This window comes from Grimontia sp. AD028, from assembly GCF_000973155.1.
Classification (GTDB): domain Bacteria; phylum Pseudomonadota; class Gammaproteobacteria; order Enterobacterales; family Vibrionaceae; genus Enterovibrio; species Enterovibrio indicus.
The window spans coordinates 1-22,311 of sequence record NZ_LASY01000016.1 but is presented as its reverse complement, the minus strand read 5'-3'; the positions used below and the strand labels follow the sequence as shown (position 1 = coordinate 22,311).

Sequence of the window (22,311 nt, the reverse complement as noted above, 5' to 3'; positions counted from 1 at the left end):
ATGGCAAACCATGAATCACATTGTGGCGCTTGCAGCGGCATTGAGGTGCTGACACCAAAAGCGCCACAAAATACTCAAGGTTTATCCCGAATCGGTTATCGAAGCGGCGGATACCACGACTTTTACGCCAGCATGACTGCGAGACTCTCTTCTGCCAAATATGGCGCTTTGGGTGTACTGACTTCCCGCGATTCTGGCGATTTTTCGTTGGCACTCATTGATGCCTGGGCCGCCAGTTGTGATGTGCTGACCTTCTACAACGAAATGTGGTTGAACGAAGCCTACGTTAACACCTCGATGGAAACCGGTTCACTTCATGAAATGGCGATGCTGATTGACTATGCGCCTCATCCTGGCGCAGCAGCGACAGCAGATCTGGCTTTCACCATCGCTGCGGGTGAAGGAATACCGGAAGAAATCACAGTGCCAGCAGGCACCAAAGTGCAGAGTACGCCAGGGCAGGACGAGAAGCCTGTTATCTACGAAACGCTGGAAGACCTGACAGCGCGGGCAGCTTGGAATGCGATGCGTCCTAGGCTCACTGCGCCACATCCATTGACGGCAAGCACGACTCGTATTCCATTGCCGGGTACCAATCTCAATTTGAAACCGGGCGACGCCGTGTTTTTTGTCTCCGACGATGAGCAGCAGGTCTTTGCCACCATCAACGCAGTGACACCTGTGTTAGCTGACATCGCCAAAGACCCAGATGCGAAAGATCTTACCTGGCTAGACGTATCGCCAGTCGGTGAAGGGCCACTAGTCACCACACATTCCGGTGTGACGGGTACCATCACCACAGTATTTGCTGCCGAAGTGGGAGGATATGTTGATAAAGCCATCAACGGAAAAGAGCTTCGCACCGTGCTGATGGAAGAAAAAACCAGTGAGAAAGCCTTCTTTTCTGCGTTGGCTGCGCAATCTAAAACCGTCAGACAGGTTCAGGTATTCCGAACCAAAGCGGCGATTTTCGGCCACGCTGCGCCGCCACTCGATACGCTCCATTATTCGTTGACGGGGACATCGCCTGTATTCAAGAAAAGTGGCAGTGATGTGATTGTAGAGGACGTTGTTTCTGGCCCTTATGCCGGGTTGGAAGATGCTCAGTGGGCGGATGGCATGCTCAATGTGATGGATGAAGACGACAGCAACCATGTCTATCTGGAACGTGCGGTGTCTGAAATCAGCAAAGGCAGCACGGTTGTTCTGAAAGACGGTAGGAAATGGTCGCGCTATAACGTGACAGACACTGCCGAAACCTCTGCTTCATTCTTTTCTGTCACAGGTAAAAGCTCGCGTTTAACCCTGAACGATGATGATCACTTTAACGATTTATCCATCCGTGGCACCACGTGTTTTGGTGCCAGCGAATGGATTGATATTGCTGATCCGCCTATCACTGAACCAATGGATGAAAACAGTATCTCGTTGGAGCTGAACAGTATGTTTACTGCAGAAGAAGGGCGAAAAGTGATTCTGAAGGGTCAAGCGGATGGGTTCGGAGAAGAGCCTGTGGTGACAACACAGATAATCCAATCTATCACGCATGAAAACAGCACATCTACACTAACGTTTTCTGCGCCGATTGGTGTTGCTTATTTGCCACAAAGCTTGCGCATCCACGCCAACATCGCCGATGCAACACAAGGTGAGTCGGTGGCAGAAGTACTGGGCGATGGCAGTGCGACGCCGCATCTTGCCTTCACTGCCAAACAAACGCCTCAAACCTTTGTGCCAGCAGCAACGGCGACAGGCGTGAAGCCAACGATGGAAATCCGCGTTAACAAGATCCTGTGGAAGCAAGTGCCGCACTTCCTCGATGCTTCGCCAACAGATCGGGTTTACACGTTACGCATCGATGAAAACGGCTACAGCCATGTGGCGTTTGGTGATGGCGTGATGGGGGCTATGCCGGGCAAAGGGCAACAAAATATCCTAGCCAGCTACCGTAAAACCTTGGGTTTGGAAGGACGGGTGAAAGCAGGGCAACTTAATCTACTCATGTCCCAACCTTTGGGTTTGCAGGGCGTAAACAATTTACTTGATGCGGAAGGTGGGGCTGACCCTGAAAGCTTCGATGAAATCCGCGTCAGTGCACCGCTTTCCTGCCGAACCTTGGGACGTGTGGTCTCCCTGACAGACTATGCCGATTTTTCCCGCGCCTATGGCGGCATCGTCAAGGCGACATCGCAATGGCTGCATCTGAGCAGTGGGCCTCAAGTTGTGGTCACCGTGGCAGCAGAAGAGGGCGCTCAAGTACCTGAAGGTGGCGATTTACACGATGCTTTAACGGAAGCTTTGGTGGCGGCTGGTGACCCATTTGCCCGTTTTGTCTTGCGCAGTTTCAGGCAAACGTTCTTCCGCCTGGGCATCAAAATCAAAGTCAACGAAAACTATCTTGCTGATGATGTGATTTCCCGAGCGGAAAGCCAGCTTCGGGATGCGCTTTCCTTTGAAGCTCGTGATTTCGGCCAACCGGTTTTTGCCAGTGAAGTGGTTGCTTTGCTCCACAAAGTAGATGGCATAGATGCGGTGGTGGTTGACAGACTCTACACCGAAAACACGCCGACACGTCATGACGGCATTGCCGCTCCCGTTGCCGAAATAATTTCGGGGGAAGTCGTAGGTGCCACCATATTAAGCCTGCACCCTGAAGCGCTTGATTTTATGGAGGCCAGCTTATGAGTAGCTTGTCACCGGAATCCTTATACAACCTCTTGCCTGAGGTTTACCGTCGGCGTGATGAAGAGCAGGGCTTCCCGCTCAAAGCGCTGATGGAAATATTGGCTGAGCAGGCGGCTATCGTGAAGCATGATATTGACCGGCTTTACGACAACCAGTTTATTGAAACCTGTGACGAATGGGCGGCACCATATCTGGGCGAGTTGGTGGGTTATCGGCATGGTCCGGAGATCCCTGGTGTCAGCCAACGCGCGTCTGCTGCCAATCAGATCCGCATCACCCGTCGTCGTGGTGTTGCCTTAGCGTTAGAGCAACTGGCGACAGACACCACTCGCTATCCCGCCAGAGTAGTGGAATTCTTCCGCCTGTTGTCGAGACCTGAGCATTTGGCAGCACTTCGTCCAAACAATCACTACACCTTGGATGTGAGAAACAGTGCCAAGTGTGAATCCATTGGCACAGCATTTGATTCTGCCAGCTATAGCACCGCAGTGGGGCGAATCAGTCAGAGTGAAGGGCAACATCATTTCCGGAATGTCGGTGTATTCATGTGGCGTCTCGCTTATCATCGTCAATCCATTGTGCCTGCCTATCAGGTGGATGCACGACGCTACCTGTTCAATCCACTGGGGTGCAATACCCAATTGTTCAATCAGCCTATCCCAGAGCCAAATATCAATCATCTCGCAGAAGAAGAAAACCTGCCTATGGCGCTGAAACGAAGAAGCATTGCAGGTTCGCGTTTGGCGACTTTTTATCCTCATGCTTTTGCGGTGGTGATTGACGGGATTTTGCAGACGGCTAATCAACTCCAAATCTGCAATTTGAGTGATGACGGCGCTGACTGGGCGCATTCGCCAGTCGACCGTATTTCCGTTGATCCTGAGTTAGGCAGGCTATCACTTCCGACCTCAATACCCGTGCCGGACACCATCGAAGTGACCTATCACTATGGTGCTGCTGCCGATATCGGTGGAGGGTCTTACCCTAGAAGCGAAGGCTTTATCGTCTTCGATACGCCTTCCCAAGAGATTGGCGAAGGCGATGCCATTCAGCCAGCTTTGGATTTGATTCAAAACGGTGGCGTAGCGGAAATTGGAGTTTCCCATGTGTTCAGCGAAGCCCTGAATGTTTCTGTCAATGCCGACCAAACATTGTCTCTACGTGCGGCTGATGGGCATCGCGCCTTTGTTGATCTTGATGGCGATGACATGACGCTCATTGGCGGTGAAGAAGCAGAGATTGTCCTTGATGGATTAGTGGTAACAGGTGGACGTTTGTTGATCCCCGATACTGGCGACAACGCACTTCGCCGTTTGGTGCTGCGCAATGTCACGCTTGTGCCAGGGCTTTCGTTGGACATTAACGGAGAGCCAACTTCGCCAGAGCAGCCTTCGCTGGTGGTTGAAATTCCCAATGTGACTATTGAAATTGAACGTTCCATTCTGGGCGGAATTCGCAGTGTCGAAGGCGCTGCTGTCACGATAAAAGACAGCATTCTGGACGCCACATCCAATTCGCGAACAGCTTTCGCTTCGCTTGATGGTGCCAGTCATGGCGGTGTGCTGACACTTTGTGAAACCACCGTGATTGGTAAAATAGGTGCCCGCTCATTCCCCTTGATTTCCAACAGTATTCTGGATGCGGCGTTAGCGGAAGGTGACGATTGGAGAGCGCCAGTCTGGGCGCTTCAACGACAGATGGGTTGTGCAAGGTTTTCTTATATTCCACCCGATTCTCGAGTGCCACGTCAACATCGCTGTCAGCCACAACTTGCGACTTTGAAAGCGGTGGAAGCAGAAGAAGTCAGGATACGGCAGGAGCTTTCCTACTCGGCGCGAACTCATATTATTCGGGGTGTTCGCGCACGCATTGTGCCTGCGTTTACATCAACCCGTTACAACGACCCTGCCTATGGTCAATTGTTGCTTTCCGCCCCTCAGGAAATTCGGCGCGGTGCGGACAGTGGCAGTGAAATGGGCGTTTATCACCACCTCTATCACCCGCAGCGGCACGATGCTTTGCTGTTTCGTCTCAATGAATTTCTACCCATCGGCCTTGATGCGGGCTTGATCTATGTGACCTGAGGAGGAACTCATGGCTATAGATATCTCAGGAAAAACGTTTGACCCACGCCATAACTACTCCGAACTGGTGTCAATGCAGGGAAGGGTGGTGTCGGATACGCCACTCAATGAAGGCGCTGCGATTATTGATCGACGCTTTCGTGCAGAAACCATCGATTTAGCCGGATTCAGTGGATATCCGGCTCATCTGCCGGACAGTTTCCGGGTTGAAATCTCTGGTGGAGAATTGCTGATCCACCCCGGCCGCTATTATGTCGATGGCCTAATGGCAGAAAACTTCGGTCATGGGGAACACGACTTCTATCTTCCATTGGAAGAGTTGCGGAGCTCAGAACCTGTCCCTTTTGATGCGCAACCGTATCTTCCCATTATGGAACCGCTTGAACTGGAAGATGGTCGCTATTTGGCTTTTCTGGATGTTTGGAAACGTCCGGTCACGTTTCTTGAAGACCCAGAACTCATCGACCCTGCCATTGGCTTAGATACCAGCGCCCGGGTACAAACCGTTTGGCAGGTAAAACTCTTCGCTGTGGATGACGGTGTCACCTGCAATACCGATGACGAAGATATTGAAGGGTGGGAAGCGTTTACTGAGCCTTCTTCTGCACGTCTTTCTACCCGTGCCAACCCAGCATCAGCGGTCGATGATCCTTGCTTACTGCCACCAGAAGGCGGTTATCGAGGCTTGGAAAACCGCACCTACATGGTGGCCGTGCATGACACTAATGAAGATGAAGTGCCACTGCTGAAATGGTCCCGTGTTAATGGTGCGTTTGCCGGACGAATTCTCGCGCAACCTGCAAACAATACCCTGACTTTAGAGCAGGTAGCGAAAGACGATTACCTCAGATTCAACCCGGGAGATTGGGCTGAAATAACGGATGATGTGCGAGTGCTGGAAGGTAACCCTGGCACCATGGTGCAAATCCTTTCTGTGAATGATGCGACCAACACCGTTGTGCTGACAAACCCTTTGGGCGTTGGCGAAATTATGCTGATGCCCGCATCGAATGCCGCTAATCAGTCTATTCATCCAATACTGCGCCGCTGGGATCAATCTGGCGTGGTTTTGGACACTGACGGTAATGAAATCGTTAATCTTGATGCGCCAGGAAGTGATGGTTTAATCCCAGCACCAGAAGGCACATTCATCGCGCTAGAAGATGGCGTGGAAGTGGCTATATCTCTCGAAGATGGCGCTGGAGAATACCATGTCAGCGACAATTGGAGTTTTATCACCCGCTATGCAGACAGCTCGGTAGAAACGCTGACAGAAGCGCCTCCACAGGCCTTCCATCACCACTACTGCCGACTGGCGGTTCTGGATGTTCTGGGAGGAGAGTTTGTTGAGCCGATTTTTCAGGACTGCCGTGACCAGATTGGCACAGCCGGCTGCTGCACCGTCGTGGTTCGTCCGGGCGAAGATATTCAAGCCGCGTTAGATAGCCTCTCCCCAGAGTTTGGTGGTTGCGTGTGCCTGAAAGTGGGTGTTCATACCATTCGTCGAGCACTCCGAATCCGCTATCCAAACGTGACGCTGCATGGGGAAAGCCATGGCGCACAAATCAGAAACCTTTCCAGTGAATCTGCTATTGCAGTGCAATCCGACGATGGTAGTGCTCTCAGCGGTATTCATCTCTCAACGATCGCCATTCTTAACAGAGGGGCGACTGAGAAGCCAGAAGGCATCATTTCACTGAGAACGGTTCAGGACAGCTTGGTAGAAGATTGCCGGGTGCTGACGCTCGATGGGAGTGTTCAATCGATTGATAACCCGGCTGTTGGTTTGTTTGATTGTCAGAGGGTGAGGGTCAGCCATTGTCAGTTTGAAGGCTCACCGATCGGTGTCTGGATTGGTGATGGTGGAGAAGATCTGACCATCAACAACAGTCTTGTCCGTTTCAATTCGGAGCAATTGCCCGGTTTGATTGGTATTGCTGTCACCCGAATCTCCGGCAGGGCGAGGATTATTGAAAACGACATTGACGGCTTCGCTCAAGGGGTGGTGATCAACAATCAACCCGCCGGCGCTTCGTTCTCAACGGCTTCATACAGTGAAGTAAAAGGAAATCGAATCACACTCAGTCGAATGGCTGGTGAACTTGATGCGATTGCTGTGGAATCTAACTGTGCTTACGGCACGGTGTCTGAAAATCAGATCCTTCTGTTGGCGGAAGAGAGCACTGGCATCATGGTTCGTGGTGTTGGCACCTTGATTGAGCGCAACCGCATACAAACCGAAGAACAGGTTGAAACCCAAGTCGCAATAATGATCGGCAGTGACGACGGTGAACTCTTTACTGGCAGCATTACGGTTGCGCAAAACTGGCTTCACGGTTGCAGTGGTGGCGTCATCGCCGAGCAGGTCGTTGGGCTTCGTATCGACAACAACGATATTTCGGGCGACAGAGGTACGGAACTCGCGGTATCGGCAACGCAATGTACCTTGGTCAGTATCGAAAATAACACCCTGGTGACCGTTACATTGGCAGTGTTTGCGAGTGAGTGTGAAGACGTTCAAATCAACAGCAATCAAATCCGTGATGATGGTGCCGCGATTTTCTGTGAGCGCTGTGTTCGCATCGATATCATTAACAATCAAATTGCCAACTGTACCCACGGCGGGATAGTCGTTCTTCTGTGTATTGCGAGAGCGGGCATTATTGGAAATCGACTGAATTATGTCGGCGTATCTGGTGCCAGTATTTTTGCTTCATCGATCATGAGCCTGTTCCACCTCGGTGAATGTCACATTGAATCCAATGAAGTGTTGAACACGGGTGTGGGTCGAGACGACGTGGTGAATCAGCGAAGAACCGTCGGTATCGGCGCGCTGTATGTGCTTGAAGCCCGCGTGGAAAGCAATCTGGTTTCCTATTCTGATTTGCTGACGCGGGAACGTGTTTTGGAAGACCGCGCCTTGTTGATGCAGGGGCTGATGGAAATTTCATTCCCTTTTGGCGACAGACGCGTGGTGTTTCTCGGCTATGCCTGTCAGGTAGCCAACAATAAATTCCTTGGTCGTGGTGCTGACACCTTAGTGGAAATCCTTTCAACCAGGCTGAACGACATTATTCGTGTTCGTTTTGAACGTGTCCTATTCAACAACAACTTCATCGAGCACGTCGGAAACAACGACGACAACATCGCGAACGGCGCGACGGTCATCCTCAATGGGAGCCAAGCATCAGTGATGGGTAATCACGTCAAATCCGGCACTTTCTTCCTTCCCTCGTTCAACTTCAATGGCATGGAAGGGCCATTTATCGGCAACGTCGTCCGCGGCTCAATCATCAATCACCCTGAATTCCCTGCGCCTGAGTCTGGCTTCAATACTCAGGCATAACCAAGGAGCGAAATCATGGCAAAGGCAAGCACAGTATTGAAAAAACACTTTTCGCTCATCAGCGAAATGGAAAAGGCGGGTCAACCGAACAACGTGAAGAATCCGGTCGTGAAAACCCGCACTGCCGCTGCGGCCAAAAAGGCAAAGGTTGAAAGTCGTATCAAAGAACTGGAAGAGCAACGTGCAGCATTCAACAAGAAAATGGATGAAGCGATAACACAAGAGAAAAAACAGCTCGTTGAGATAGAGCGGTTCGAAAAGATGGTCGCGGAGCCAGAACAACCTAAAACCGAAGAAAAGCCGAAACCAAATCCCAAGCCTCGCACACCAAGAACGCCGAAGGTAAATACCGAGGCGGTGCTAAAAGCAACAACGAAGAGAAAGGTTCCACCGACTACGCCGAAAAGAAGGCCGACGAAGAAGTGATCACAATATAGGATAAATTTTATGCTTTTTATTACTAATAGAACACCAAGGCAATCTGCTAAGTCAAAGAGAAATAGAAATATCAGCTTCGATTATAACAATACTGCTGTTGCACAATATATTTACTTCTGTCGACGAAATGGTCTAGATAGCTACACAGAGATTTTAAGTGACAGTTTCTTCAGAGAGCTTAAAGGGCTACCTCAAAAGACACAGTTGCTTTTCTATATACATGGGTTCAACAATAATATGGAACCCACCATATTCTCAAATGCTCAAAAGCTACAAGATTTAATAAATTCAGAAGAGCCTGACCTTGTTTACGTTGTCCCAATTATTTGGCCGTGTGACGATGATTTAGCCATTGCCTTTGCAGACGACTATTGGGATGACCAGGATGCGGCAGATGCAAGCGGGCCTGTTTTTGCAAGATTTCTTGGTAAGTTCGATGAATGGCGAAGGGACAAAAAGCAACAAGAAATTCCTTGTTTAAAAAGAATAAACATTATTGCCCATTCTATGGGGAATAGGACGTTACAAAATGCATTGTTGAATTGGTCTGAGAAGTTTTCTTCAGGGAATATGCCTCAATTATTCAGGAATGTATTTATGATAGCTGCGGATGTGGAGAATGAAACCTTAGAGAAAAATGAAGACGGAAGATATATCGTAGATTCGAGTCGAAATGTAGTTGTTTATTACGCGAATGATGACTTGGCCATGCCTGCCTCAAAACTTGCAAACCTTAAAAATAGAACAGTATCTCGGAGAATGGGTATGACAGGTCCAGAGGACTTAGCCAAGCTACCTAAAAATGTTTACGAGGTTGATTGTGATAACTTTAATACAAGATTTGATTTGAAAGGACACACATACTTTCTTGACGACAATGATGGTAATCCCAGCCCTATTATCAAACATATGGTCGATGCTATACGTAGCGGAAGAGTGACGCCAGCGAATAGAAGTCATGTTCTATAAGTGGATTCTAAAAGGAGGAGGTATATTATGTCTGTAATGGGGTTAATAAAGTTGATATCAGTTTTTTCTGTTACTTTGGTGCTTGGCTGTGCAAACATACCTAAAGACTCAGTGACATTAAATCAGGAAGTGTCTTTTGGAATTACAAATATCCATGAGTCAAATTTAAAGCTAGTCAACCAATACTTCAATCAAAAGAAACTTCAGGTCGATGCCGACAGGGATGCTGCTGTTTCTAAGTTGTTTGGGATAATTGCTAATGAAGTGGCCAAACCTAACTCAAAGCCACTAGGTGTTAATGAATTATATCAAATAAAAGATCAAACTGATGCAATTTACATTAGATCTCAAAAGTCGAAGAATGAATTGGATCTTCTTAGGCAAGCTGTTATCGATGAGTTAACAAGAGAGTACAATCTATTGATAGAGGCTAATAGCACAATCACAGGACTTCTTCAGTCTGCCGTTGATGTTGATGAAGCGAAAAACGATGCTCTTTTAAAAACCCAACAGCTAACCAATGGCAAAGTTAATCTGATTGAATTAGATGAAAAGATTGACGAATATCTTATTAAAGCTGGAACCGTATCAGAAGATGGTCAATCTCTTCTGGAATCAATATATGAAAAATTAAATTAGGAGTACGATTATGTCTAGTGACTGGGAAAAGATTATTGCAAGTGCTGGAGAACAATCCTTGAAGGAGTTTTCTGAATCAGCGTCGAGTCATTTAAAGTTGACTCAGAAGGAGATTAAAGGTGTTATCCCTCAAGGAACTGATCATAAGAAATTGGCTGAGTTGATAAGTGTCGTAAAAAGTTCGAAATTATCTAACGAAGAGAAAGCAGACAGCATAAGAAAAATATCAGGTTTTGCGGAAATAGCAGTTAACCTCATAAAAAAAGCAGTCTGAATTACCCTATTAACTCTGGTTTAATATAACTCTATGCTTTTCCAGTGTTTTGAAATTGATTCATTGATTAGAGGTATCTATGAATATTATCGATACACCATGGAACACAAGTTCAAAACTTTCATGTCTTTCCTCTCATGACGTTAAGACAGTTATAAGGTATTACAATTTCAGCAATTCTAGCGGTTTACCAGAAAAATGTCTCACGTTGGCAGAGGCAGAACACATTTGCAGTCAAGGGATGACAATAGCGACTGTTTTCCAGCAGCGACAAAATCAATTGTCGGACTTTACTAAGGCAAAAGGTCTGGCGGCAGGAAAAAGAGCATACACTTATGCCCGTGACAGTATCTCTCAACCTGAAAATTCAGCTATCTACTTTGCTGTTGACTTCGATGCGAGCAAAGCAGAGCTTAATTCCAATATTATCCCATATTTTGAAGGGGTTGATGAGGCCTTTTCCAGAGAGGGAGGGGAAAGTCCTGAATACCGAATTGGTGTATATGGTTCAGGGTTAGTTGGAAAAACACTGTCGAATAAAAATCTTGTTAGCTTGGTTTGGTTATCTATGTCTAGAGGGTTCCGAGGGACAAAGAAAGCCTACAAAAATGGTGAATACGATCTTTGTCAAATACCACCTGCTACTCAACTCTGTGGACTTGGTGTCGATTTTAATGAAGTCAATCCTAACGCTTCTGATTTTGGCGACTTTTCAATCGATTATCACTATGTAATCCCAAGCTCAATCAATCGACAGCAGGGAAGCTTGTACCGAGTAATCGCCCGACAAGGTTTAAGACTCCGTGGAGGGCCGGGAACTCATTTTGATGTCATTGGTGGACTCCGTTCTGGACAGACAGTTAATGTCGCTTCTGTAACTGATGGCTGGGCAAGGGTAGATATTGAAGGTGACGGTCAAGTTGATGGCTTTGCTTCATCAGTGTTTTTGGAACACGTCTAGTCAGGTCCAAAAACTGCTGGATTTGAATTGATGTCTTTCGCCCTACAGAAAAAAGTGACGCTGAGTAGTACGCTCAAACAAGATGCGAAAAGCGGAAACATTCTTTCACGTGTTGGAAGTGAGCTGTTGTCTTCAAGTAAAAAGACAACAGCTGAGAACGCGCTTATCGTTTCTGAATGTACTGTAAGTTCGTTAAGAGTATTGTCGGTTGGTGTTCACGATTCGCCGAACGAGAGAGAAATAAACCCAGGATTTGAAAAGCTCTCACCTCAAACCCCAACCAGCCAAATCGGTAAATCAGCACGCGTAATAATGGCCATTATGGTCTCACAGGCTGCGAGATAGGCTTGGGCGAATACAGAATTGTTGCGACCCGAAAAACGAATGGCTGGGGTTTGGAATATCAGAGTTGATGTGAACATTCAAATAAAGATAGGTGTTTTTTATGCCGAGTGAATTAAAGTTTCTAGCAAAGGCCAGGACAATGGCATTGCTGCTTTTTGGAGTGGTTCTTCCGTCGATTGCATTATATCAAGCGGCAAATGGCGTGGATGGATTGACAGAAGAAGTAAACTCGGAAAATGAGTTTAAAAATATGATTGATAATTATGATGAGATGAGGTCATTGCTTGCTAATGCCAATGACTATGCTTTTATCTCGCTGGTCTTTGTTGAGTCTTCTAATCAAAAGACCATGATTAATAAGCAGGTAATGAAGGTTGCAATTATAAATATTGGTTTTGCCGTTATAAGTATAGGAATGATGATGATAATTTTGGGGATAAATGATGGAGGGGCTTCAGGGAAGGGAGGTTTTGGAGACATTGTTTTTGACTTCAGGACAGGGTCGACAGGCATCGTCGTCTTTGTTATCGGTGCAACGATGGCTACGCTGGGGGCAGTTATGAAGAACGAATATCAAACAGCTGGCGTTCCGGGTTATGGCGCGGTTTTGAAGGGTGGCGGAGAACTTGAAGCAACTAAAAAGTTATTTACACTCTGCGGGGAAATACATAAAGGAGAACCGAATGAAATTCCTACTTGCTTTTATGATGAATTTAAAAATAACTTCTTGAGGGAGTGATTGTGAACATTAAATATAGAAATGAAATTCTTCTGTTATTTTTAGTTTTTAGTTTCAATTCGCATGGGGATTGTTATTGTCTTGATATTAGTGGCGATACTAAATGTTATCCAAGCGGGACTGGCACAACATCAGGATTACCTGATGTTGTGCCAATAGTGAATGGAACAACACCTGGATCACCTGGAAGTAATCATATGCCAAAACATGTGTTAAATATGATGGCGATTGAGGGTGTTTTGAATGAGAAGATGGCTGATTCTTGGGTGACAGTCAATCCTGTTGATAAAAACCAGCTCTATGTTTTTTTTGAATCCCAAACTACTGGCTCAGTTTTGAAATTAACTGAATTATACAAAGAAGTCCTTCATAGAAATAGCAAATATCCCGCATTGAGAGAACACTACCCATGGCTGGATTATAACGAAGCCCCTCAACAACCTGTTCTATTTGAATAATAAAGCATTATCAACATGTAGTTTTATTGATACTGCTGAAACGACTTTTTCGAGAGGGCTTGACGGCTCTCTATAAAACAGCCTGACTTCAAAGGGAATATTCCATTTCTCGTCGCCTGCCAGTGCAAGCTCTCCGCGCACCAATTCATCCTTCACAAATGAATAGGGGAGCCAAGCTAAGCCATAGCCGCCGAGTACCATGGATTTTAGGGTATGGGCGAAGGGGTTTTCATAGCGTCTGTTTAGGTAACACGCTTCTTTGTCGAGCAATTGGTCGATTGATTTACCAAACAAAGATTGGTGAGTGTAAGCCACCAAAGGAATCGGATTATTGGCTTCACCGGGAAGATGAAACATGGGTTGCTTGTTGGTTGCTAGGGAGACTGGAACCAAGGTTTCTTGGCCGATCACTGTGCTTTGAAAACGGTTATCATCAATAGCGTTTCCAAGCTCGTTGTGGGTATAGCAAAGCAGGTAATCAACAGACCCATTTCTGAACATTTCTACGCAATCAGCGAGACGATCAGACGAAAGTTTCACATAAACAGGGCCGACTTCTTTTTCGATTTCATGCATCCATGACATAAAGACCGTTTGAACGATCGAGTTCTGTGCAGCAACGGAAATCTCATTGGTTCGGGTTTTCTTCAATGCCCGGGCAGATTCTCTGGCAAGGTGCAGTCGATTGAGGATCTCTTCCGCTTCAACCAAAAAGGCTTTGCCTTGTTCCGTGAGTTCCAGTTGCGGAGAGTCGCGGTTCACGAGATCTGTGCCTACCCATTGTTCCAAGGCTTTAATGCGTCGACTGAACGCGGGTTGGGTGACAAAGCGTTCCCTGGCGGCAGACGTAAAACTGCTTGAATGCGCCAGACAAACAAAATCTTCCAATAGTTTAAAATCCAATACTCCCTCCGAGCCAGTTACAGCGTGGCTTGGTGCCAATGTCGTTCGTGGACTTCATTCCTTCGATTTATTAAAGCTATCAGAAAGCGTTCTTTCCGTAGGCTTAAAGATAAGAAAATGGCCTATTCACCACCAAATTTAAGGATAAGTGTGAAAAGTTTTTCTTTTCTAGGGTGAGTGAAGTTTCGGTGTTTAATGCTATGAATTTATGGGAGTTATTTGGAGGCATAACTTTTCGGCATGTAGGGCAACCGAATTGGCATGATGCAAAATTAGCTCTCCTGACCATGCTTAATTGAGTGTTTTTAGCCGCACGCTACCTCGGCGGCCGAAAACCAATATGGATGAACCGCAGCGAATGTCCAAAGCTGCAAAGCATGGAAAATCAGACTAGGGAGAAGTCTCATGAAGTACCGCAACAACGTCAGTTCTTTTCTGAAAAGCGCATTAAGTGTCGCCATTGTCGGTGCCTTACCTTTCACCGCTCAAGCAGCAGAAACCATTCGCCTGTCCACTTATGTCAACGAGTCCGACATTCGCTATCAAGGCTTCCAGAAATTTGCAGAACTTGCGGCAGAGAAAAGCAATGGTGACTTAAAAGTTCAGGTTTTCCCATCCGGCACTTTGCATGGTTGGAGCGAAGGTGTAGATGCGGTTCAAGGTGGCGTATCGGATATTAGCTGGATTCCTGCAGATAAGCGTTTGCCATGCTATCGAGTTACTTCGTTGTATCCCGTTGCTATTAACCTTGAAAAACAAATCGAGCTTGATGCTGATTACGCGGCATTGATTGAAGCGGAAGCGGCAAAGGCTGATCTTATCCCTTTGATCAACTCTAACTATTCCTACGACCAAGAGTGGTGGTTTGAAGAGCCTGTATCCGACATCGGTAAGCTGAACGGGAAGTTGGTTCGCTCAATCGGTCCTCTGGTGAGCCTGATGATCGAAACCTGGGGTGGCAAGCCAGTGTTCGTTGCACCGAAAGAGGTGTTCCAGTCAGCAGAGCGTGGCGTGGTTGATGGCATCAACATGGGCGTCGCGACATACAGTTCATGGAAACTTTGGTCGGTCATGCCTTACATGGTTAACGCCAACATGTTCTACGGCAACATCATCTACATGATGAACAAAGACAAGTTTGATGGCCTTAGCGCAGATAACCAGAAAGCGTTGAAGGAAGCGGCGAAGGAAGCCGAGGCCTGGCTGAAACCGCGCTATGAAACTTGGGTTGATGAGCGAGTCGGCAATGCAGTGATGGCGAACGGCGGTTCAGCGGTTTCCATGTCTGAAGAACGTACCGGTGAGCTTCTCGCGGGTATTCAGGAGAAATGGACGCCGGAAGTAAATGGCGCCTGTGGCGTGCCACTGGCTGACAAAGTCCGGAGCTTGTTTGCAGCGCACAGCGAATAATTGAAGAGGTGCGCAGTATGAAATCAAACCTGTTAAAGGCTTTGAACCGGCTATCTCTAGCGTTGCTCTACTGCGGTGCCGTTATCGTGCTGATCCAGGCTGTCTGGATCAGCTACGGTGTTGGAGTTCGCTATATCCTCGACTCGCCAGACGGCATGGTGACAGAAGCGACGGCATTGTTACTGGTGCCTGTCGCGTTTCTCGGTATTTCGTATGCGCTGCTGAATGATGCCTATCCCAAGGTGGGGATCGTGCGCGACAAGCTACCCGCGACCCTGCAATTTTGGGTCGACAAGCTGAACATGTTGGTGATGTTGCTGATTGGCGCATTCTTCTTTACTGCATCAGCGAAAGCCATGTTCAAGTCGATTGATTCCGGTGCGGCATCCGAAATTCTTCTCTGGCCGCGATTCTATTTCTGGATCCCCGTCGTGTTATCCCTGATGGCTTTCTGCCTGACAGCAACCTATTTGCTGCTCGCTGGAAGGCCACCTCGTAAGCCGCAAGGAAGAGCGGCAACGGATAACGCTGAACTCAGCCAAAACAAACAATAACAAGGAAGTGTTATGGAATGGTACGTAGTCGGGCTAGGTATGCTGGGATTGTTGATGGGATTCATCATCATCGGCTTGCCGATCCCCTTTGCGCTTGCCGCTGCATCAATCCCGTTTTTGCTCGATATCTTAAGCCTGAAATCCTCTTTGGTGACGGTAGAACTGAAACTGTGGGGCGTGTGGTTTGACTACATTCTTCTGGCTGTTCCGCTGTTCGTTTTCCTTGGTGAATTGATAGGCCGGTCCTCGATTGGTCCCAATCTTTACTGGTTTATGCACAGTAAACTGCCGCTACGCGGTGCAGCGGCGTATGGCAGTATTGGTGCGTGTGCAGGCTTCGGTGCTGTATGTGGTTCGAGCATGGTCGGCTCGCTCACTATCGGTGGTGTTGCCCTGCCGCAAATGCTGAAGCTGGGTTATGGGAAACGCCTGTCGAGCGGTGTGTTGGCAGCAGGGGGGACGCTAAGTGTTCTGTTGCCGCCGAGCTTGATCTTGCTCTTCTATGGCATTGTGACAGATCAGTCCATTGGCTCGCTGTTTATTGCGGGTGTGGTACCCGGATTGGTATTGGTGACCATGTTTTTCATCATAGTCGCGGTGTGGGGGAAGGTTGCACCTCAGGATATTCCGGGACAAGAAAGCATTCAGCCGATTCCTTGGCTGGTGGCCTTGTCTGCGCTGACGCCTGTGATGATCATCGGTTTAGTCATCACCATCTCAATCTATGCTGGTATCGCGACACCAACAGAAGCGGCGGCAGTTTCTTCGGTCATCACGCTCATCATGGCATTTTGCTTTGGTGGCCTTCGTTGGGAAGGTTTGCTCGAATCCCTCAAATCGACGATGCAGACCATGGGTTACTTGGGCTTGCTGCTGTCATCAGGGGTGTTATTTGGCTTTGTGATGACCTACCACCAAATCCCACAACAGTTTACCCAGTTGTTCGTTGAAATGGATTTATCACCTTACGCCGTGCTGGCAATGATTGTGGTCTTCTACATCATTCTCGGCATGTTCTTAGAACCTGTCTCCATGACTTTTATCACTCTGCCAACCCTGTTCCCATTGGTGCATGCGGCAGGCTTTGACCTGATTTGGTTTGGGGTGGTTTACACCATCACCATGGAGATAGCAGTACTGACACCGCCTGTCGGGCTCAACCTCTTTGTTATACAGAGTCTTGCGAGAGATGACGTGACCATTGGGGATGTGATCGTCGGCTGTGTTCCATTTATTTTCGCGCTAGTGATTTTGCTGCTGTTGTTGGTCGGACTGCCTGACACAGCGCTTTGGCTCCCTGAGTTAATGGAATAATAACGATGAATTGTATACGTGTAGGAACCGGACCCACGTTGGTACTGGTTCATGGGTTTCTCAGCAGTTTGACCTATTGGGAAAAACAGATTGAGTTGTTTTCAACGCGCTTCGACGTTGTCGCGTTCGATTTGCCGGGCTATGGGGGAAAGGCGAAAGAAACGGGTCTGGATAGCGTTGAAGGCTTTGCGGATTTCGTGTTGGGAAAACTGGATGAACTCGGTATTGACTGTTTTCATCTGATGGGACATTCAATGGGAGGAATGATTGCCCAGGAAGTGGCAATAAAAGCGAAAGACAGGGTGATGGGTTTAGTTCTCTACGCAACCGGTCCGAATGGCCGCTTGCCGGGGCGCTTTGAATCGCTTGAAGACAGCATGGCACGCGCCGAAAAAGAGGGCACAGAGCAAGTAGCTCGGGATACCGTACGAACCTGGTTTTCCGAAGGGGAAGAGGATCCCGATTTTGTTGGGGGAATGGCACTTGCTGAACGTGTGTCCACACAAACTTATATCAATGGACTGCGTGCAATGGCGGGGTGGAAGTCTCTGGGACGCCTCGATCAGATTGAGGCGAAAACGCTGGTGTTATGGCCAGACAGCGATCGCTCCTACATGTGGGAGCAAACCGAAACACTGTGGCGAGGCATAAAAGATACTAACCTCGCCGTGGTGCCGCTGGCGGCGCACAACACTCACCTTGAAAAAGCGCGGATTTTCAATCTACTGGTGATTGAGTTCCTGCAAAGCGACAAAGTGAAACAACGTCAGTTGGCAGTGACGACCTAGTCGTGACTCTTCCGGAGTGCATCCAAATAGGCGATGTGCTCCGGAAAAATTGCACAGCATCCACCCACAATATTTGAACCTGCATCCAACCAGGCACGAACGAACGCTGCGTATTCATCAGCCGATAAGTCACGAACTTTCGTCAGAGAGTCGTTCGCTTCGTGATCTGAGTGAATAGCGGTGAAACCATTGGCGTAAGCACCGAGAGAAATGTCTTTTCCGGACTCTTCGATAATGTTTTTTGCTACAGCAATAGCATCGAGCATCACTTCGGGTTGTGAACAGTTAAACAGCACGCCATCGACGCCTCTTTCACACACAACGCGAATTGCATCCGCCACAGATTCACCAGAACGTAATCGAGGTTGATCGATTTCAGTATCCATTAAGCTGAAAGCAAAGTAGGCAGGCTGATTGGTGGTTTTGAGTACGTCGAAAATCGTTTCGAATTCTTCAATCAAGCTAATGGTTTCAGCTATCCAAACATCTGAGTAGCCCGCTTGTGCATCAACCAGTGTTTGAATGATGGTGCGTGCTTTTTCTGCCGAGAAAAGGTCAGGGCGATAAGAACCCAAAACCGGAGGAATACAGCCCGCAACTTTGACATTCTTCTCGCTATCATCAGCAGCACGACGGGCAATTTGCGCAGCAGACTCGGCCAATTCAAAGCCTTGTTCTTGATATCGCTGCTCGCCCAAGTGGAAAGGGACGCAGGCATAGCTGTTGACTGTGATGACATCGCATCCCGCATCAATAAAATTCTGGTGCGCCTGATAAACACAATCTGGTGCTTCAATCAGCGCTTGAGCGCTCCATAAAGGCTGGGAAAATGGGGCGCCGATACGTTGAAGCTCTCGCCCCATGCCGCCATCTAATAAAACAAACATCCGTGATCGCTCTTTCTTGTTGTACCCCAAATAGGTTTGGGTATTTCAAAACTTTTGCGAAAGGTCTCACAAAATATTTGCGATGTCTAGACGAGTTAGATGGCTGCTTTGGTGGTGTCTTTTTTCCCCTGGAACATCAAAAGACCAAATACGCCCAGCGCATATAGCATCGACCAGCCAAGGCAGACGAAAACAATCACACAAAGTGCCAGCGCAATACCTGCCAGCCATCTCGCCGCACCTTCCAGAAGTTTCAATGCTGCCAGCATCGCCATCAGATAAACCAACACGAACACACTGTTGGCGAGCTTGAGGAAAAACTCCAAATCCAAGCCTGACCAATATCCGATGATGCAGGAAGCCGCCAGCACGCCGCCGACACTTAAGGTCGCATTCTGGGGGACGCCACGGCTCGAAACCTGCGCCATTTTTCCTTCTGGCTTGTTCTCTCGAGCTTGCGCCCAAACCATGCGTGAAAAGCTTTGCGTATAGAGATTGACACTGGCGAAACAGGCGGAGAAGCCAATCACACTGATCAGCATTTTAAAGTTCGGACCAAACAAGTTTTCACTCAGCCAGGGGATTGAAGCGCTATCAAACTGTGGGGTGCCGTAAGCGCCGAATTTCAGGATGACCACAGACATGGCCCAGTAGGTTGCGCCAGCAATAAAGCAGCCTGCGATAATCGCGATAGGAAAATCCCGTTCCGGGCTTTTAAACTCTTCACCCATGTGGGCGAAAGCCTCAACGCCAACAAAACACCAGAACATCACACCAAGCGCAGCACCAATGGGCCATAAGGATTCCCCACTGATGGTGGGCATGGTCAAATCGGTTATACCAACGCCTCCTTTCCACAGAAAAGCGCCAACCAATAGAAAAATGCTGATGGCGATAAGCGTTTGCAGCTGCCCTGAAGATTTAGCACCCATCAAATTGACACCCACCAAAAGCGCAACTGTAAGAAGTTGAGCTGTTAGAGAACCATTAATCGGCTCAGGCAAAAGCTGTTGCAGAAAGCCCGCGGCAAGAGCAACAGCCGCTGGAACACCAACGGGAATCACGCTGACAAACAGCCAGGCTACGCTGCGCTCTAACCTTTTATCGAAAGCTTTGCGGACGAAATAAGCGGTACCACCTGCATTCGGGTAGCGCTTACCTAATTGGGCGAATGTCAGGGCAATCGGGCAAATCGCGACGAACAGGAAAAGCCACGCCCAGAGGGAAAACTCAGCAGCAATGCCTGCTGCAATAGCAGGGATCATAAACAGCCCGGTACCCAAAAGGGTGGTGGAAAGTTGGCCGATACCGGACAGTAATGTGATTTCTTTTTTGAGTTGATTCATGGGGCGTCCCAGCCAGTATCTGTGAGTTGACTATTGATGTCAGATTAAAGCTGATTGATTGAAAAAGCATCGCGCAAAGTGTCTTTGTTCAGCGTCAGATTGACGGTTTTTATTGCTGAGGCTGACAAAGTGACGGTTTTCGCGCAGAATTCAACGAGTTTGTGAAAAGAGAATCGAAAGAAGAACATGGATAAGTTCGACCAACAAATATTGGATATACTGCGCGTGGATGCACGTCGTTCCGTCAGCGAAATCGCGCGGGACGTAAATTTGTCGCGCTCCGCCGTGACAGCGCGAATCAAAAAGCTTGAGCAAGACAAAGTCATTCTTGGCTACCACGCCGATGTGGTGGAGAACAAAAGCCTTGAAATGGTCTGCGCTTATCTTGCGTTGAAATATGACACCTCCACCAGCCAACACTATTGCGAAGCATACGCTGACACTATACGCCGTATTGAAGGGGTGAAATGGTGCCATGCGATCAGTGGAGAAACAGATATGATGCTGTATCTCGAAGTGCCTAGCATGAATCGCATCAACAAAATTAGGGAAGAGATTCAGGCCATTCCTGAGATGAAACAAGTTGTCACCCACATCGTACTGACGGAGTTTTTCAATACGACCAAGTAAGTGAAATTTGTTTGCTCATTCACGTCTTTACACTGCCATTAGATAAAGCCTTCATCATTTTAGGGTATCTCTTCTTAATGTAACTTTGGTCACAAAACATGCTGCTGCCGTTTTTGATAAACGATAAATGTTACTAAACGGCAGGGCACTGTGTAGTCAACTTAATCCCAAATAATCAAAGCATTAGCAAAGTTATGCTTTCGTTATGCCGAAAAGTAACCGGGGCCCCTTCAATATAGGTATTGGCGTAAGTCAAAAAAGTTTCTCAGTCTGAAAGAGCAATGACTTTTTCTACTTTTTAACTGTTAGGGACAACGACATGCACCTTTCACGCTTTCCACGTTTGCGCTTTGCGCATCTGCCTACACCGCTTGAGCCAATGAAGCGCCTTTCTGAAGCTTTGGGCGGGCCAACAATCTGGATTAAACGCGACGATTGTACTGGCCTGGCTGGCGGTGGTAACAAAACCCGCAAACTCGAATTCTTGATGGCAGATGCTCTTGAACAAGGCGCAGACACCATCATCACCCAAGGCGCGACCCAAACTAACCATGGTCGTCAGACAGCGGCAATTGCAGCGAAATGTGGTTTGGAGTGCCACATCTTGCTGGAAGATCGTACTGCGTCCGAAGACCAGGATTATGTACTCAACGGCAACGTGATGCTGGACCAACTGTTCGGTGCGTCACTCAGTAAATATCCAGGCGGCACAGACATGAATGCTGCAATGGAAGATGTTGCTGCGACATTGCGTGCCGAAGGCAAAAAACCTTATATCATCCCTGGCGGTGGCTCGAATGCGATTGGCGCATTGGGTTACGTCAACTGTGCGTTGGAGCTGGTCAACCAAGCCAATGAGATGGGGCTGAGGATCGACCACCTTGTCCACGCAACGGGCTCTGCCGGTACACAGGCTGGCTTGGTGACTGGTCTTATCGCCACCAACAGCCAAATCCCTTTGCTTGGTGTCGGCGTTCGTGCTCCTCAAGAACAACAAGAAAGCAACGTATTTAAACTCGCAGATAGTACGTGCGAGTTACTAAGCATTTTGGGTGCAGTGAGACGGGAAGACGTTAGAGCGAATTGCGATTATGTTGGTGAAGGCTATGGTATTCCCGCGGAAAGCACCATGGAAGCGATAGAAATGTTTGCCCGCTACGAAGGCATTTTGCTGGACCCCGTCTATTCCGGCAAAGGCGCGGCGGGACTTATCGACCTTATTCGTAAAGGCGAATTCAAAGACTGCGACAACATTGTGTTCTTGCATACAGGTGGCGCTCAGGCATTGCCGGGCTATCGCGAAGCCTTTGGTTTCGAAAGTTATAGCTAAGTAACTACTAGTGCGAAGAGTCCTATTATTGCCAGGTGGAAATAATCTGTTCCTGATTTGGTGGATTATCAAATGTCAGCTTGAAATCTATACTCACCTCATCACTGAAAGAGGAGGTGAGTTATGGATGAGCAACGTGCCATCAACCTTTATTATTTCCTCAGATCCCAGAATGCACCGCAGTCTCAGATCAATGAGGTCGTGGAACGAA

Annotated in this window: 20 protein-coding genes; 17 read left to right on the top strand and 3 right to left on the bottom strand. The window is 47.9% G+C overall.

The annotated features are described in order from the left end of the window. The 11 genes from RN22_RS03645 (at position 1) to RN22_RS24955 (ending at position 12,938) form a co-directional block, all read left to right on the top strand. Positions 1-2,685, top strand: a complete 2,685-nt coding sequence (locus RN22_RS03645) for a hypothetical protein (protein ID WP_046303119.1) — start codon at positions 1-3, stop codon at positions 2,683-2,685. Next, on the top strand, positions 2,682-4,769 hold the full coding sequence (locus RN22_RS03640; RefSeq protein WP_046303118.1) for a hypothetical protein: 2,088 nt from the start codon (positions 2,682-2,684) through the stop codon (positions 4,767-4,769). The genes RN22_RS03645 and RN22_RS03640 overlap by 4 nt, the downstream gene beginning before the upstream one ends. 10 nt (positions 4,770-4,779) lie before the next feature. Beyond that, the gene (locus RN22_RS03635; protein ID WP_046303117.1) at positions 4,780-8,115 is read left to right on the top strand and encodes a DUF6519 domain-containing protein; all 3,336 of its coding nucleotides are present in this window, start codon (positions 4,780-4,782) and stop codon (positions 8,113-8,115) included. A 15-nt stretch (positions 8,116-8,130) separates the two neighbouring features. Next, positions 8,131-8,541 (top strand): hypothetical protein, encoded by a 411-nt coding sequence (locus RN22_RS03630; protein WP_046303116.1) that lies wholly within the window; start codon positions 8,131-8,133, stop codon positions 8,539-8,541. A gap of 21 nt (positions 8,542-8,562) precedes the next feature. Beyond that, positions 8,563-9,522, top strand: a complete 960-nt coding sequence (locus RN22_RS03625) for an alpha/beta hydrolase (protein WP_046303115.1) — start codon at positions 8,563-8,565, stop codon at positions 9,520-9,522. A gap of 27 nt (positions 9,523-9,549) precedes the next feature. Next, on the top strand, positions 9,550-10,161 hold the full coding sequence (locus tag RN22_RS03620) for a hypothetical protein (RefSeq protein ID WP_046303114.1): 612 nt from the start codon (positions 9,550-9,552) through the stop codon (positions 10,159-10,161). Positions 10,162-10,171: 10 nt separating this feature from the next. After that, positions 10,172-10,435, top strand: coding sequence for a hypothetical protein (locus tag RN22_RS03615; RefSeq protein ID WP_046303113.1), 264 nt, complete (start codon positions 10,172-10,174; stop codon positions 10,433-10,435). Positions 10,436-10,514: 79 nt separating this feature from the next. Then, positions 10,515-11,396, top strand: a complete 882-nt coding sequence (locus RN22_RS24460; RefSeq protein WP_052737484.1) for a glycoside hydrolase domain-containing protein — start codon at positions 10,515-10,517, stop codon at positions 11,394-11,396. Positions 11,397-11,426: 30 nt separating this feature from the next. Next, positions 11,427-11,741 (top strand): hypothetical protein, encoded by a 315-nt coding sequence (locus RN22_RS03605; RefSeq protein ID WP_046303112.1) that lies wholly within the window; start codon positions 11,427-11,429, stop codon positions 11,739-11,741. Positions 11,742-11,880: 139 nt separating this feature from the next. Further along, a complete protein-coding gene (locus tag RN22_RS03600; protein ID WP_156168162.1) occupies positions 11,881-12,480 on the top strand; it encodes a hypothetical protein in 600 nt (199 codons plus the stop codon). A 2-nt stretch (positions 12,481-12,482) separates the two neighbouring features. Then, complete coding sequence (locus RN22_RS24955) at positions 12,483-12,938, top strand: hypothetical protein (protein WP_156168161.1); 456 nt, start codon at positions 12,483-12,485, stop codon at positions 12,936-12,938. On the opposite strand, the gene RN22_RS03590 is transcribed toward RN22_RS24955, so the two are convergent. Then, entirely contained in the window at positions 12,927-13,841 is a 915-nt protein-coding gene (locus RN22_RS03590) for a LysR family transcriptional regulator (protein WP_046303109.1), read from the bottom strand. The genes RN22_RS24955 and RN22_RS03590 overlap by 12 nt on opposite strands. 405 nt (positions 13,842-14,246) lie before the next feature. Here RN22_RS03590 and dctP point away from each other — a divergent pair, with 405 nt between their 5' ends. The 4 genes from dctP to RN22_RS03570 are packed head-to-tail and all read left to right on the top strand — an operon-like array spanning position 14,247 to position 17,907. After that, positions 14,247-15,251 carry a TRAP transporter substrate-binding protein DctP gene (dctP, locus tag RN22_RS03585; protein WP_002538840.1) on the top strand — a complete coding sequence of 335 codons (1,005 nt, stop codon included), beginning with the start codon at positions 14,247-14,249 and terminating at the stop codon, positions 15,249-15,251. 17 nt (positions 15,252-15,268) lie between these two features. Next, positions 15,269-15,805 carry a TRAP transporter small permease gene (locus RN22_RS03580; protein ID WP_002538841.1) on the top strand — a complete coding sequence of 179 codons (537 nt, stop codon included), beginning with the start codon at positions 15,269-15,271 and terminating at the stop codon, positions 15,803-15,805. Positions 15,806-15,817: 12 nt separating this feature from the next. Beyond that, the gene (locus RN22_RS03575; protein WP_046303108.1) at positions 15,818-17,119 is read left to right on the top strand and encodes a TRAP transporter large permease; all 1,302 of its coding nucleotides are present in this window, start codon (positions 15,818-15,820) and stop codon (positions 17,117-17,119) included. Between the two features lie 5 nt (positions 17,120-17,124). Then, positions 17,125-17,907, top strand: a complete 783-nt coding sequence (locus RN22_RS03570) for an alpha/beta fold hydrolase (protein WP_046303107.1) — start codon at positions 17,125-17,127, stop codon at positions 17,905-17,907. On the opposite strand, the gene RN22_RS03565 is transcribed toward RN22_RS03570, so the two are convergent. Together RN22_RS03565 and yjeH are read right to left on the bottom strand one after the other, a co-directional pair. Further along, positions 17,904-18,794: a homocysteine S-methyltransferase family protein gene (locus RN22_RS03565; RefSeq protein ID WP_046303106.1), complete on the bottom strand. Its 891-nt coding sequence runs from the start codon at positions 18,792-18,794 to the stop codon at positions 17,904-17,906. The two genes, RN22_RS03570 and RN22_RS03565, sit on opposite strands and share 4 nt — an antisense overlap. Positions 18,795-18,889: 95 nt before the next feature. Then, positions 18,890-20,140, bottom strand: a complete 1,251-nt coding sequence (gene yjeH / locus RN22_RS03560) for an L-methionine/branched-chain amino acid transporter (protein ID WP_046303105.1) — start codon at positions 20,138-20,140, stop codon at positions 18,890-18,892. Positions 20,141-20,326: 186 nt separating this feature from the next. On the opposite strand from yjeH, the gene RN22_RS03555 reads away from it, so the two are divergent. After that, complete coding sequence (locus RN22_RS03555) at positions 20,327-20,770, top strand: Lrp/AsnC family transcriptional regulator (RefSeq protein WP_046303104.1); 444 nt, start codon at positions 20,327-20,329, stop codon at positions 20,768-20,770. A 319-nt stretch (positions 20,771-21,089) separates the two neighbouring features. Continuing rightward, positions 21,090-22,100 carry a D-cysteine desulfhydrase gene (locus RN22_RS03550; RefSeq protein ID WP_046303103.1) on the top strand — a complete coding sequence of 337 codons (1,011 nt, stop codon included), beginning with the start codon at positions 21,090-21,092 and terminating at the stop codon, positions 22,098-22,100. Positions 22,101-22,311 lie beyond the last annotated feature (211 nt).

What these genes read in the sequence shown, in the direction of transcription:
- RN22_RS03645 (WP_046303119.1), top strand. Translation starts at nt 1, where the DNA reads ATGGCAAACCATGAATCACATTGTGGCGCTTGCAGCGGCATTGAGGTG.
- RN22_RS03640 (WP_046303118.1), top strand. Translation starts at nt 2,682, where the DNA reads ATGAGTAGCTTGTCACCGGAATCCTTATACAACCTCTTGCCTGAGGTT.
- RN22_RS03635 (WP_046303117.1), top strand. Translation starts at nt 4,780, where the DNA reads ATGGCTATAGATATCTCAGGAAAAACGTTTGACCCACGCCATAACTAC.
- RN22_RS03630 (WP_046303116.1), top strand. Translation starts at nt 8,131, where the DNA reads ATGGCAAAGGCAAGCACAGTATTGAAAAAACACTTTTCGCTCATCAGC.
- RN22_RS03625 (WP_046303115.1), top strand. Translation starts at nt 8,563, where the DNA reads ATGCTTTTTATTACTAATAGAACACCAAGGCAATCTGCTAAGTCAAAG.
- RN22_RS03620 (WP_046303114.1), top strand. Translation starts at nt 9,550, where the DNA reads ATGTCTGTAATGGGGTTAATAAAGTTGATATCAGTTTTTTCTGTTACT.
- RN22_RS03615 (WP_046303113.1), top strand. Translation starts at nt 10,172, where the DNA reads ATGTCTAGTGACTGGGAAAAGATTATTGCAAGTGCTGGAGAACAATCC.
- RN22_RS24460 (WP_052737484.1), top strand. Translation starts at nt 10,515, where the DNA reads ATGAATATTATCGATACACCATGGAACACAAGTTCAAAACTTTCATGT.
- RN22_RS03605 (WP_046303112.1), top strand. Translation starts at nt 11,427, where the DNA reads ATGTCTTTCGCCCTACAGAAAAAAGTGACGCTGAGTAGTACGCTCAAA.
- RN22_RS03600 (WP_156168162.1), top strand. Translation starts at nt 11,881, where the DNA reads ATGGCATTGCTGCTTTTTGGAGTGGTTCTTCCGTCGATTGCATTATAT.
- dctP (WP_002538840.1), top strand. Translation starts at nt 14,247, where the DNA reads ATGAAGTACCGCAACAACGTCAGTTCTTTTCTGAAAAGCGCATTAAGT.
- RN22_RS03580 (WP_002538841.1), top strand. Translation starts at nt 15,269, where the DNA reads ATGAAATCAAACCTGTTAAAGGCTTTGAACCGGCTATCTCTAGCGTTG.
- RN22_RS03575 (WP_046303108.1), top strand. Translation starts at nt 15,818, where the DNA reads ATGGAATGGTACGTAGTCGGGCTAGGTATGCTGGGATTGTTGATGGGA.
- RN22_RS03570 (WP_046303107.1), top strand. Translation starts at nt 17,125, where the DNA reads ATGAATTGTATACGTGTAGGAACCGGACCCACGTTGGTACTGGTTCAT.
- RN22_RS03565 (WP_046303106.1), bottom strand. Translation starts at nt 18,794, where the DNA reads ATGTTTGTTTTATTAGATGGCGGCATGGGGCGAGAGCTTCAACGTATC.
- yjeH (WP_046303105.1), bottom strand. Translation starts at nt 20,140, where the DNA reads ATGAATCAACTCAAAAAAGAAATCACATTACTGTCCGGTATCGGCCAA.
- RN22_RS03555 (WP_046303104.1), top strand. Translation starts at nt 20,327, where the DNA reads ATGGATAAGTTCGACCAACAAATATTGGATATACTGCGCGTGGATGCA.
- RN22_RS03550 (WP_046303103.1), top strand. Translation starts at nt 21,090, where the DNA reads ATGCACCTTTCACGCTTTCCACGTTTGCGCTTTGCGCATCTGCCTACA.